The organism is Staphylococcus sp. EG-SA-17 (assembly GCF_017151845.1).
GTDB lineage: Bacteria > Bacillota > Bacilli > Staphylococcales > Staphylococcaceae > Staphylococcus > Staphylococcus aureus.
Map to the genome: position 1 here is coordinate 1 of NZ_JACVZO010000005.1, position 13,909 is coordinate 13,909.

The window sequence follows — 13,909 nt, forward strand, 5'->3', positions numbered from 1 at the left end:
CAACAGATACTAGAACTTTAATTCCATTTTTAACAATGATTCAAAATACCTTCGGTTATTTACCAGAGTATATTGTAGCTGATGCAGGTTATGGTAGTGAGCAAAACTATATGGCTATTATAGATGACTTTTAATAAAGCGCCACTTATTACGTATGGCATGTTTATTAAAGATAAAACTAGAAAGTTTAAAGGTGACATTTTCAACACTCAAAATTGGAAATATGACGAACTTAATGATGAATTTATATGTCCTAATAACAAAAGAATAGGTTTTAGAAGATATGCATACCGTAATCATAGATATGGTTTTAAACGTGACTTCAAACTATATGAATGTGATGACTGTTCAGCATGTTCTTTGAGACATCAATGCATGAAGCCAAATTCAAAATCCAATAAGAAAATTATGAAGAATTATAATTGTGAATACTTTAAAGCCCAAGTTAATCAAAAGCTTTCTGAACCAGAAACGAAAAAAATCTATAGTCAAAGAAAAATTGTTGTAGAGTCTGTTGTTGGATTTATGAAGGCTATTTTGGGTTTCACTCGAATGTCAGTTCGAGGAATAAATAAAGTTAAACGAGACCTAGGTTTTGTATTAACGGCACTTAATATAAGAAAAATAGCAGCTCAACGAGCTGTACATTATAAAATACATATCAGAAAAGCTGATTTCTATCAAATAATTAATAGAAATCAGCTTTTTTACATTGCCTAAGAACTTAATGTTCCAGCCTCTTTTTTATTGGATAGAAAAGCAATCATCTTTATAGGTTTACATAATATAAATATAGTAATTATGAAGCCTAAAACATTTTTATTAAAAGCAATAACTTCTTATTTTATATACGGTCCGACTTACTTTCAAATAACTACTGTTTAATATAGTTATTACCAATAAAGTGCTGTCTAACTAGATTGAGACTACAACTTAAAAAAGCTCCCTCACTAATTTGTGAGGGAGACAAAAATTATTTCGCATATTCTACTGCTCTAGTCTCTCGAACAACTGTCACCTTGATATGACCAGGATATTGTAATTCATCTTCAATCTGATTTTTAATATCTCTAGCCAATCGATAAGATTTTAAATCATCAATTTCTTCAGGAGATACAATCACTCGGATTTCTCTACCTGCCTGAATCGCAAATGCTTTTTCTACACCATCATAACTTTCTGATAACGTTTCTAAACGTTCTAATCGACGAATATAATTCTCTAATGTTTCTTTTCTTGCACCTGGACGAGCCGCAGACAATGCATCTGCAGCAGCAACAAGGATAGATATAATAGATGTAGGTTCAACATCACCATGATGAGAATGGATTGCATTAATAACTGTTTCATTTTCACCATATTTTTTCGCTAATTCTACACCGATTTCAACATGACTACCTTCTACTTCATGATCAATTGCTTTACCAACATCATGTAAAAGTCCAGCTCGTTTCGCTAATGTCTCATCTTCGCCTAGCTCAGCAGCTAACATACTAGCAAGATGCGCAACTTCAATTGAATGTTTAAGTACATTTTGACCGTAACTTGTACGATAGTTTAAACGCCCTACAATTTTTACTAAGTCAGGATGCATATTATGTGCGTTTACTTCAAATGTAGCTTGTTCACCTGCTTCTCTAATAATATCGTCTACTTCTTTTCTAGCTTTTTCGACCATATCTTCAATTCTACCTGGATGAATACGTCCATCAGATACTAAGTTAACAAGTGCTGTTCTAGCAATTTCTCTTCTTATTGGATCAAAACCAGATAATATAACCGCTTCTGGTGTGTCATCAATAATTAAATCAATGCCAGTTAAAGTTTCAAGTGTGCGGATGTTTCGTCCTTCTCGTCCAATGATTCGACCTTTCATCTCATCATTAGGTAAGTTAACTACTGATACCGTTGATTCACTTGTGTGATCTGCTGCTAATCTTTGTACTGCTGTAGCTAATAATTCTTTTGCTGTTTTATCAACTTTTTCTTTAGCTTCTTTTTCTTTTTCTTTAACAAGTACTGCAATATCTTGTGACAGTTCTTCCTCTACTCTTTGAAGTTGCTCATTAATAGCTTCTTCTTGAGTGAGACCGGAGATGCGTTCTAATTCTTGTTCATGCTTCATTATTAACGTTTGAACACTACTCTCTTTTGCATCTACTTGTTGTTGTTTTTCTTCAATTTTTGATTCTTTTTGCTCTAAAATCTCATCTTTTTTATCTAATAGATCAGATTTACGCTCTAAGTTTTCTTCTTTTTGAAGAAGTCGGGTTTCTTGTCTTTGAAGTTCGCTACGTCTTTCTCGTAGTTCTGCTTCAGTTTGTTCTCTTAGGATTTGGTTTTCTTCTTTTGCCTCAAGTAATTTCTCTTTTTTGATATTGTCAGCTTCTTTATGTGCTTGATTTACAATATCTTCGGCAGTTTGTCTAGCTTGTGATTGCTTTTGAAGCAACAAATTTCGGGCAACAACATACCCTCCAACAACTCCTAGAATGATCCCCAGCAAAATGAGTAGGAGGCTTAATAAATTCACACAAACACCTCCTTTTCTAGGGTTTGCTCTTTATATGAAATTCAATATGACTTTATGAAATTATATATAAATCATACAAATTAATTGTACGGTTTATAGGAGATAAGTGTCAAGTTATCAATTTGCACTTTTGTACTATATTGAATGCTATTTCTACTATTTTCTAAAGTTTTGAAGCTCGATTATAAAACTATTGATAATGTAATAATAAATAAAATAAAAAACCTTATAGTCTCGATTTGTAGTGCATCCCATAAAGTTAGATATTATTCTAGCTTTATGAGATGAATATCACTTTCAATCAATCCTATAAGGATATTTGCTAAGTTTAACTATAGATATAAATTTGTGTACTATTCTTCGTCAAATAATGACTTTGGTGTATCTTCTGTTTCTTCAACATCACCATCAGATATACCTAATTTTTCTCTCAATTTACGATCAATTTCTTCTTTAATTTGTGGATTTTCTTTCAAGTACATTTTAACATTTTCCTTACCTTGACCCATTCGTTCGCCATTGTAAGAATACCATGCTCCTGATTTATCAACGATGTCGTTTTCAACACCTAAATCAATAAGTTCACCCTCTTTAGAAATACCTTGTCCATACATAATATCAACTTCAGCTACTCTAAATGGTGGTGCCACTTTATTTTTAACGACTTTAATTTTAGTTCTATTACCTACAATTTCTTGTCCTTGTTTAAGCTGTTCTGCACGACGTACTTCTAGTCTTACTGAACTATAGAATTTTAATGCACGTCCACCTGGTGTAGTCTCTGGATTACCGAACATAACACCAACTTTTTCACGAATTTGGTTGATGAAAATAGCAGTTGTATTTGATTTAGAAATAGCACCTGAAAGTTTACGTAACGCTTGTGACATTAAACGAGCTTGTAAACCAACGTGAGTGTCTCCCATTTCTCCTTCAATTTCAGCTTTAGGTGTTAAAGCAGCAACTGAGTCTACAACTACAATATCAACTGCACCACTTCTAACAAATGCTTCGGCGATTTCAAGACCTTGTTCACCATGATCCGGTTGCGATAAATATAAATTATCGATATCCACGCCTAATGCTTGAGCATATTCTGGATCTAAAGCATGTTCAGCATCGATAAATGCTGCCACCCCGCCATTACTTTGTACTTCAGCAATAGCGTGAAGCGCTACTGTTGTCTTACCAGAACTTTCAGGACCATAAATTTCAATAATTCGTCCTTTAGGATAGCCACCTACACCTAGCGCATTATCTAATGTAACTGAACCAGTTGATGTAGTTGAAACTCGGCGACCTATATTGTCACCCAACTTCATTACGGCACCTTTACCGAAAGATTTCTCCATATTTTTAATTACTGTATCTAAAGCTTTTTGACGATCGTTATCCAAAGCGAGACCTCCTAATTGAAATTGCTATCTTTTAATTATCTTACCAATACTATACAAGGATTCAAAATAAAATACAAGTGTTTTGCGAATATTTGTTCGTATAAAATCTTGAAATCAAAACGCAAAAACGAACAAACGTGCTTATATTTTTATCGATAATACAATTAATTTGTTGTTCTAAGCCAATTTAATAATCTTATGAGCGCATAATTTTGACTTCTGTTCTTTAATAAATTTCTAGATTTAGACATTTTAAATTGCTCAGTTTTAAATTCAAAGTTATTATCATAGCCTATATGGACTACACCATCATACTCTAATAGAATAATTGCTGATGACACATTAAACAATTTATTAACAAATTGCACTGCATCTTTTAATTGCTGCTCAATAGGTTTATTAATATCAACAAAGTTTTCATTGTGATTAATCATACCCTTTAGAACATCGTTTAAATCCACTTCTTTCAATCGATGATATAAAGCACCATTAGTAATACCATCATATATTACAAAAGGTTCATGAATTTTCTTTATTACAGCTTGCTCAATTAATGTGTCATCTGAACCATAATAATATTCTCCAATACGATCAAGAATTTCTTGTTTAACAGGTTGAATCAATGATTGTGCTTGTTCTTTTGAGTCGGCATTTGCAGTCAATCTAATATATACTTCATGACTTCCCGCCAAAGGCGCAATCGTAGGATTAGTCTGTTTATCGATAAGATCTATTAATATTGTTTCTACTTTAGATTCACCTATTCCCGCAAATCTTAATAGTTCAGAATGTATAATTCGATTATGGTTTATAAAATGTGACAACAATTCATTTTTCACCATTGGTTGCATTTCTTTCGGTGGACCTGGTAATAAAATAATTTGTTTGTTTTCAAAATTCACCATCATTCCTGGAGCCATGCCATGATGATTTGCTAATACAGTTGAACCTTCAATTACTAAAGCCTGTTGTTTATTATTAGGTGTCATTTCTTGTCCTTGTTCCTCAAAATAGCTTTCAATATATTTTAAAGAAGGCTCATCAATAACTAAATCTTTACCAACAATCTGGGCCACTGTATGCTTCGTTAAGTCATCTTTCGTAGGACCTAAGCCACCTGTTAAAATAACAGTATCATATTTTTCTAACGCATGACGTACACTTGATTCTAAACGTTTTTTATTATCTCCAATAACTTTATGTTCTAATACATTTTGTCCAATTTCATTAAATACTTTAGATAGAAATTGTCCGTTGGTATTAGCGATTTGACCTAGCAATAGTTCTGAGCCTACAGCAATAATGGCAATTGACATTTATATCCCCCTTGTATCGTTTAATTCATTTTTTCATGTATTTCATTTAAAAATTCACATCAATTTTAGATTCAATGTATCAGATGCTACAACACATTTGCCTAAAAAATGAACAAATATCGTTTTACAATATATCATTATAAACAATTGCGTGGCTAATTTCTAAAATTGGGATTAAAAAAACTAGATTCCATATGAAAATGAAATCTAGTATAAACAAATATTTATTTTTGTTTAAAAACATCTCTACCTTTATAAAAGTATTCAATACCAGATAAGATAGTAAAAATAACGCCAATGTATAATAAAATTTGTCCTAATGACAAACCAATCAATGTTGCTAATGGATCACCTAATAACAACCAAGTAATTGCTACCATAGTAACTGCTGTTTTAATTTTACCTAATTGACCAGCTGCACTTACGAATCCTTGTTCAATTTGTAGTAAACGTAAACCAGTTACGGCAAATTCTCTGGCAATAATAATGATTGCTACTACAGAATTTGTTAGTCCTAGTTGCACAAGTACAATTAAAGCACTTGCAACTAATAATTTATCCGCTAATGGATCCAAAAATTTCCCCATATTTGTAACTAAATTCCATTTTCTAGCTAAATAACCATCAACAAAATCGCTAAGGGAAGCCAATATAAAAATAAAACCACTGATTAATAACTCAATTCTTATTTCATATCCTCCTAGAAATGACACATTGCCAAATCCAAAATCAACTAACGCAAACAATATAAAAACTGGTATTAACACTACTCTAAAAACCGTAATCTGGTTCGGAATATTCATTATACATCCTCATTTCTCACTAATTTATTTCTGTTAAAATATTAAAACTAACATGATCCATAACAATAAAGTTATTAAAACTGTAATACCCATGATTACTAATAATTGTATTGGCTCTTTTGATTTACTCTTATAATCTAAATCTTTATTATTATTGAAAACTGTAATTACTTCGTCCCATTCGGCTTGGTTCGATGGAATTTCATCTTGATGAGCTTGAATTAATTGGTTAGGTTCAATATTTACTACGCTTGCATATTTTCTAATAAATCCTTCGCTGTAATTTTTATTCGGTAGTTGATCGAATTCATTATTTTCAATATGCACTAGCATTTCACGTTTAATTCCAGTACGTTGCTCTAATTCTGTTAAAGTCATTCCTAACCTTTCACGTCTACCTTTTAGCGCTTCACCGACCGTTTTCAATTCATAGCCTCCTTACACTTACTCGAAGAAACCAAAACCACCACCAAATGGATCTCCAAAATCTAAATTATTCTTACTTTGGACTGTCTGTTTCTTCATTTCTTCGTAATGTATTTCTTGATTTTCATTTTCTCTCAATTCGATAATATAGTCAAAATCTTCCATTGTACAAGTACTTGTTTCAACAAATAAATCTGGATGTTCAACGACTTTGATTGATGGTAACGTCATAACTTCGTTAACAAGCTCTTGATGTTTTGGATTAGATTCTCTGGCAGTAACTGCACCATCAATAATGTATACATGATTGGCATCATATTCCCCTTTAATTAGAGAGCTACGTACAGTTTGTTTTATTAAAGTAGAACTAATAAATAACCATCTCTTATGTGCACAAACACTTCCCGCAACAATTGATTCAGTTTTACCAACCCGTGGCATACCTCTAATGCCAATCAACTTATGACCTTCTTCTTTGAACAATTCAGCTAAAAAGTCTACTAACAAACCTAAATCTTCACGCTCAAATCGAAAGGTTTTCTTATCTTTTGCATCTTGCTCAATATATCTACCATGTCTAACTGCAAGACGGTCTCTTAATTCTGGTTTTTTAAGCTTTGTTATTTCAATTTCATTTATACCACGAGCTATTTGCTCAAAACGTTCAACTTTTTCAAGATTGTCAGTTTTAATTAAAAGGCCTCGTTTACCTTGATCAACACCATTAATTGTAACAATACTTATACCTAACATACCTAATAAACTAGATACATCACCTAAAAGACCCGGTCTATTAATTTCAATTTCGTATTCTAGGTACCATTCTTTTTTCTCTGCAACTGTCATGGTGAACCTCACCCCTTGTTTAATTAACAAATTATGATTCATTGTAATATTCATATTATAACATCAATCATAAAAACATTTGCTCATAAAAATAGTTATATATTTTATATATACCAAGCACCATTAACTTTCTGTATAGTTCCAGTAACACTTCTAGCATTTGGGTGATATAAATAGGCGCATGTATGAGCAACCTCACTCGGTAAAACCAATCGCTGTTGTGGTAATTCAGTTATCATTGCTTGAAGTTCATCTTCTTGCCACTCACTTGCCATATTACCGGCTACAAATCCAGGTGCGATAGCATTTACTGTCACTGATGTTAGTGCAAGCTCTTGACTAAGCGCCTTAACGAAACCTAATTGTGCACTTTTCATCGTCGAATAAATAGTTTCCATACTAGCTCCTGTCTCACCCCAAATTGATGAAATTACAATAATTCTTCCATTGTCACTTTGACGTAAAACATCAACGAAATATCTACATAATCGAATTAATTGCAAGACATTTAACTGATAACATGCATCAATATCATGGTCTTTCATATCTTGTAAAACACCATATAAAGACTGACCACTTGCATATATTAAACAGTCTAATGATTTAATGTCACCAAATGTTTTGTCAATATCAGTTGTTTGAGATAAATCCGTTTGTATAAAATGAACTTTATCATCATTAAATTTGCTAGTTAATTCATTTATATCAGTACGATAATATTGCACATAAACTTCAAATCCATCAGTTAATAATTGTTTGACTATCTCAGAACCAATTGAACCAGAACCACCTAATACTAATGCTTTCATTACTTTTTAATCTCCAAACGACTATCGACTTGCTGATCTAAATTTAAATATAACGATGACGTTTCGTTAATACTATCTAACGTGATATTTTCAACAATGTCTAACATGTCAAACACGCTAACACCTTCAAAATACAATTTAGTATATTGATTAGCAATATATTCAGGTGAGTTTAAACTTGATATGAATTCACCTATAAATTGCTTTTTCAAAAGTTCAAATGCTTGTGCATCTTGGAAATTGCCTTTTTTATCACGCAACTCATCTAATAATAATTTTTTTAATTTATCTGGTTCTTCAGTAGCGCTTGTCACGATTGAAAAACTATACGTCGGCTCTAGTACAAATTGATAACCAAATGTATCATCGATAAGTCCTTCGTTTAATAAATTCTGATAAAAATCTGTTTCTTCCCCAAAAATTAACTCAAAGAATAATGACATTTCTAAATCACGTTGTACATATTTTTGAGGCGCTTCTTGTAATGGTTTATTTTTAAAACCAAGCATTAGTCTTGGTGATTGAATTTTCATAGATTCAGTAACAAATGCTTCTTTAACATCCTCCGGTTCATCAACAAGTCCTCGTTCGATTTTAGGTTGGTTTACTTTATTACGAGCATCCTCGTGCTGTTTTACTATTCGACATATTTCTTCTGGATTCACATCACCAACAACAAATAAAACCATATTTGATGGATGATAAAACGTTTCATAACATAGATACAAATCATCTTTTGTAATATCGTATATACTTTCTACACTACCGGCAATATCAACACGTATTGGATGTTGTTGATACATTGCACGCAATGTATTAAACATTAATTTATATCCAGGTTGTTCTTGATACATTTTTATTTCTTCTGCAATAATACCTTTTTCTTTATCAACAGTTTCTTTTGTAAAATAAGGCGTTTCAACCATTGTAAGTAAACGTTTAATGTTGTTTTCAATATTATCAGTTGCACTGAACAAGTAGCTTGTACGATCAAAGCTTGTAAACGCATTTGCTTGTGCATTATCTTCAGCAAACGCAGTAAATAAGTCTTCTTCTTCTTTTTCAAATAATTTATGTTCTAAAAAGTGAGCAACTCCATCAGGTACAGTAACAAATTGGTCTTGTCCGAGGGGTTTGAATTGATTATCTAATGAACCAAATTGTGTAGTGTAAGTGACAAATGTCTTTTGAAAACCTGGTTTGGGGATAATAAATAATCGTAAACCATTTTCTAATTCTTGTTCGAATACTCTTTCGTCTATTAATTCATAATAACGCTCTTTCATTATTTATCCCCTCCTTTTGTCAACACATAGATTGTATCTAAAAATGCTTTTTCAGCAACAGTAACAATATCTTCGCGACTTACCTTCTGTATATCATTTATAAATGTTTCTTTGCTTTGTGGTTGCTCTAATAATATTTGGTTATGCATAATCTCTATAATACTTTTCGGACGATCTTCAGATTCATATCGATGAGAAATGATTACTTTTTTAGCTAACTCTAATTTTTCTTCAGTGAAATCTCCTGCTTTTATTTTTTCAAATTCACTTATAATAGTATCTTTTGCAGTTTCGTACTTATCACTTGAAACCCCACTCAAAACAAATAAATAGCCATTTTTGCCATCAATTTGTGAATGTATAGAGTACGCTAAACTTTGCTTTTCTCGCACTTCATTAAATAAAACAGATGAAGGATCTCCTCCAAACATCATGTTAAATACAACAAAGGCAGCATATCCACTTTGTCCATATTGTGTTGGAAAACGGTATCCCATATTTAATTTAGCTTGATCCACGTCATCATATTCAACAATATAATCAACTTCTTCATCGTGTAAATGATGAGTAGAATGTTGGAATTGATGTTTATCGAATGGTTTAAGTGCAAATTTTTCACGTATTTGTTTCTCAACACTTTCAGGTTCTACATTGCCGACAACATAAACAGAACATTGATCATTATTAATCATTGATTGATATGTATGATATAGTGTTTCAGCAGTAATATGTGGGATTTGTTCTAGTTGTCCTGTAGATAAGTATTTATATGCTTCATTTTCAAACATATGGTCGAGTAATTTTAAAAACGAATATTGTGCTTTATTATCTACCATTGCTTCTATTTTTTTGGCTAATAATGTTTTCTCTTGGTTAACAAAATTATCATTGAATGCTTTATTTTCAATTAATGGATTCCAAATGATTTCGTGTAATAAATCTAATCCTTGATTAAATAATGATTCACCGTTTCTTAAATAACGTTCATTAACAATTTCTAATGAAAATGTAATGACATGCTGATCTTTGAATTTTGAAATTGTACTATTCACATACGCACCATATAAATCGGCTAAGTGATTATTAAACGACTTATCGGTTGGCCATTTCTTAGTTGCTCGAACTAATAATTTGCTTAATAATGATCTAGCTGTTATTGTGTCATATTCTAAAGGTGCCATAAATTTAAAAACTATAGTAGTTGTTTTAAATTTAGTTGTTGGTGAAACTTTGATATGTATATTTGGTTGAGATTGTCTACTCAAATATATAGCCTCCTCTATATCTTCTTACATCTATATTTTTCTAGTGATTTTAAATTGAACTAAGCTATTTTTCATATAATTTAATGAATACAAAATAGGTTCATCTGATTCATTATAGTGCGTAATTTTTAATAAAATCAAACCTTCGTGTGGCGAAGCATTCAGTACTTCGGATATTCGAGGTTCATAATTTACCGCTTCAATTTCTGTATCAGCATAACAAATATTATGATTACTTTGTTCTTTTATCGCACTTAGAATCGATCCATTGCTCATTTGATACTCTGTACATGTTAATTCTTTTTTAGCAATTTTATCTAAACAATAGACGACCGGTTCTCCATCGGCAGTTCGTAATCGTTCTATAATGGTTACTGGATATCCTTCTTCAACGCTCAACAAATTTGCATCTAACATAGTTGCTGGTTGCTCATCAAAATTTAAGTATTCAGTTCCGCATTCAAATCCTGCATTTTTAATCATTTGCCCAATACTTATAAGTTCATTCAATGGATAAAAGAAAGGGGGCAGTGACTTAACACTTGTGCCCTCTTCAAAATTATCTTTAATGACTTGTTCAGTAATCAATGCCTGAATTGCTTCATAAACATCGTCGGTTTTTACATTTAATTCTCTGGCAATTGATAAATTACTTGGAAGTTGGTCACCATATTCCAATTTATTTTGCTTAATCAAATTTAAAATGTATTGTTTAACGTTATATACCGCATTCATTTCTGACATTTTTTTACACCTCGTCATTATTAAGATCTATTAAAACTTGTCTAGGCTTGCTTCCTTTTTGTGGACCGATTACCTGATTGCGTTCTAAATCATCCATCAACCTAGATGCTCTATTATAACCAATTCTAAATTGGCGTTGTAACAATGATGTACTTGCCTTTTGTTGTTCAACAACAAACAAATACGCTTCATCATATAAAGCATCTTCACTTTTCATTTCCGATTTATCCACTGGTGCATCTGGTTCCATTTCTTTTACATAATTTGCCTGTTGTTGTTCTACTACATAATTTACAACATCTTGCACCTCTTGGTCACTTAAAAACGCCCCTTGAATACGTGTTTGTGATGAGTCACCATTTCCAACGTATAACATGTCACCTTTACCAAGTAACTTTTCTGCGCCGCCAGTACCAATAATAGTTCTTGAATCTGTTTGAGAACTCACAGCAAAAGCTATTCTAGATGGAATATTATTTTTAATGATACCTGTAATTACATCCACAGAAGGTCTTTGTGTCGCTACAATCAAATGTATACCTGCTGCACGTGCCATTTGTGTGATACGTTGAATCGCATTTTCAACTTCTTTACCAGCTACCATCATTAAATCTGCAAGCTCATCTACAATAACAACGATATAAGGTAATTCTGGTTGCTTCTCATCTAATTCTTGATTTTGCTTACGGATTAATTCGTTATAACCTTTAATATTTCTAGTTGATGAATGTTGGAATAAATCATAACGTCTTTCCATCTCAGCTACAATTTTTTCTAAAGCTTGAGCAGCTTTATGAGGATTTGTAACAACCGGAATTAATAAATGTGGAATTCCGTTATAAACATTTAGTTCAACCATTTTCGGATCGATTAACATAAGTTTAACTTCATGCGGTTTAGCATTTAATAAAATACTTGTAATAATACCATTTATACAAACAGATTTACCACTACCCGTCGATCCTGCCACCAATAAGTGTGGCATTTCATTTAGTGGAACAGTAATTGGATCACCTGATATATCTCTTCCTAATCCAACTTCTAGTTTATTATTAGACGGGAATTTTTCATCTAAAACTTCTTTTAGTGAAACTAATGAAATTTTCTCATTTGGCACTTCAATACCTACTGCAGAGCGACCAGGTATTGGCGCTTCGATTCTAACATCTTTTGCTGCTAAAGCTAATGCGATATCATTGTGCAGGTTTACAATTTTACTCACTTTAACCCCTTGAGCTGGTTGAATTTCATATTGAGTTACTGCAGGACCAATTTTAATTTGTGTCACTTTTGCATTTACCCCAAAATCTTTTAATGTATTCTCTAGTACTTGTCCTTTACGTTGCACTTCAGCTTTAGATGTTGCTTTTTGTTTTGCAGGTTGATTAAGTAAAGTTAACGGTGGAACAACATACGATACATTCGTAACTTCACCAGCTTCTTCAATAGTGTTTTCACTTTCAACACTGTTATGAGTTTGTTCTGTTAATTGTTCTTGCTGATCTGCTTGATGATGATTTACGATGTTATTCGAACTATTCTCTGCATCGAACACTCGCTTTTTCCGACTTGGTTGACTCTGACTTTTACTTTCATTTTCAGTATGCCCATAAATTGGAATATCTCTTTCTTGAGGCACTTCCGTAAAATCACTCACATCTTTTATTTGTGGCTGTTCATTTTGACGTGCCTTTTGTTCTTCTTTAAGTCTCGCTTTTTCTTCACGCTTCAATTGTTTTTCTTGGTTTTTTTCCGACATTTTTTCATTAAATGAACCAAACCAAGCTTTTATATTTTCCAGTACAACTTTTGCTACTTCACGATGTTGATGGTTTGTTAATAAAATAACACTTGAGCATAATAATAAAATAGTAATAATACATACACCAAATAATGAAATTAAAGGTACGCTTAACTCTAATAAATAAAAGCCTAATACACCGCCACCAAAATTTGGGAAATGACTGTGTTGGTATGACTGATACACATAAGAAAGTACAGGTTCTCTTTCAGCTTTGATACCACTATTAAAATGAAAAACTAACTGTGATACAAATAGCAATGCAATTTGCAATACAATCGAACCAGCCGTTCGTCTAGTTTTAGGAATACGTTTAGAGTATGTAATAAAACCAGTTGCTAAGAGTACTAAAATATATGTTAAATATCTACTGTACCCAAATAAATAATTAAAGAAGCTGTCAATTAGACGACCTATTATTCCTAATTGGAAAACACCCAACACCATTAATACAACTACTAAAATAGCTATGACATAACGTATCGGATTATCATTCTTCTTTTTCCTCGAATTTGTTCTTTTTTTTGATGTTGTTTTTTTCTTAGCTGTCGATTTCTTTTTTGCTTGTGCCAATTGACGCACCTCCTTATGTTGCCTTAGTTAAAACGACGTTATTATATATAATTTCCTATTTGATGTTTAGAATATGTAGTCCAAACAGACGATGAAAGAGGTTAGAACAA

The 13,909-nt window shown here is 32.1% G+C and carries 11 protein-coding genes and 1 pseudogene; 1 reads left to right on the plus strand and 11 read right to left on the minus strand.

All coding sequences use genetic code 11. The features are described from left to right. Positions 1-720, plus strand: a pseudogene (locus tag IDG65_RS03535) (transposase); the annotation flags it as partial. Between the two features lie 253 nt (positions 721-973). Here IDG65_RS03535 and rny read toward each other — a convergent pair. The 11 genes from rny to IDG65_RS03590 all read right to left on the minus strand — a co-directional run bounded on the left by rny (position 974) and on the right by IDG65_RS03590 (position 13,799). Continuing rightward, positions 974-2,533 carry a ribonuclease Y gene (rny, locus tag IDG65_RS03540; RefSeq protein WP_001050913.1) on the minus strand — a complete coding sequence of 520 codons (1,560 nt, stop codon included), beginning with the start codon at positions 2,531-2,533 and terminating at the stop codon, positions 974-976. Between the two features lie 353 nt (positions 2,534-2,886). Next, entirely contained in the window at positions 2,887-3,930 is a 1,044-nt protein-coding gene (recA, locus tag IDG65_RS03545) for a recombinase RecA (RefSeq protein WP_000368167.1), read from the minus strand. A 164-nt stretch (positions 3,931-4,094) separates the two neighbouring features. Beyond that, positions 4,095-5,246, minus strand: coding sequence for a CinA family nicotinamide mononucleotide deamidase-related protein (locus IDG65_RS03550; protein WP_000020346.1), 1,152 nt, complete (start codon positions 5,244-5,246; stop codon positions 4,095-4,097). A 224-nt stretch (positions 5,247-5,470) separates the two neighbouring features. Then, positions 5,471-6,049, minus strand: coding sequence for a CDP-diacylglycerol--glycerol-3-phosphate 3-phosphatidyltransferase (gene pgsA, locus IDG65_RS03555; protein ID WP_001025093.1), 579 nt, complete (start codon positions 6,047-6,049; stop codon positions 5,471-5,473). Between the two features lie 33 nt (positions 6,050-6,082). After that, entirely contained in the window at positions 6,083-6,475 is a 393-nt protein-coding gene (locus IDG65_RS03560; RefSeq protein ID WP_000859443.1) for a helix-turn-helix domain-containing protein, read from the minus strand. An 18-nt stretch (positions 6,476-6,493) separates the two neighbouring features. Next, positions 6,494-7,321 carry a YmfK family protein gene (locus tag IDG65_RS03565; RefSeq protein WP_000214890.1) on the minus strand — a complete coding sequence of 276 codons (828 nt, stop codon included), beginning with the start codon at positions 7,319-7,321 and terminating at the stop codon, positions 6,494-6,496. Between the two features lie 104 nt (positions 7,322-7,425). Then, positions 7,426-8,130 (minus strand): elongation factor P 5-aminopentanone reductase, encoded by a 705-nt coding sequence (gene ymfI / locus IDG65_RS03570; protein WP_000646226.1) that lies wholly within the window; start codon positions 8,128-8,130, stop codon positions 7,426-7,428. Then, a complete protein-coding gene (gene yfmH / locus IDG65_RS03575; protein ID WP_000664770.1) occupies positions 8,130-9,416 on the minus strand; it encodes an EF-P 5-aminopentanol modification-associated protein YfmH in 1,287 nt (428 codons plus the stop codon). The genes ymfI and yfmH overlap by 1 nt, the downstream gene beginning before the upstream one ends. Then, positions 9,416-10,681, minus strand: a complete 1,266-nt coding sequence (gene yfmF, locus IDG65_RS03580) for an EF-P 5-aminopentanol modification-associated protein YfmF (RefSeq protein WP_000089932.1) — start codon at positions 10,679-10,681, stop codon at positions 9,416-9,418. Before yfmF ends, yfmH begins: the two co-directional genes overlap by 1 nt. A gap of 30 nt (positions 10,682-10,711) precedes the next feature. Further along, positions 10,712-11,425, minus strand: coding sequence for a GntR family transcriptional regulator (locus tag IDG65_RS03585; protein WP_001293307.1), 714 nt, complete (start codon positions 11,423-11,425; stop codon positions 10,712-10,714). A gap of 4 nt (positions 11,426-11,429) precedes the next feature. Continuing rightward, positions 11,430-13,799, minus strand: coding sequence for an FtsK/SpoIIIE family DNA translocase (locus IDG65_RS03590; RefSeq protein ID WP_000035770.1), 2,370 nt, complete (start codon positions 13,797-13,799; stop codon positions 11,430-11,432). Positions 13,800-13,909 lie beyond the last annotated feature (110 nt).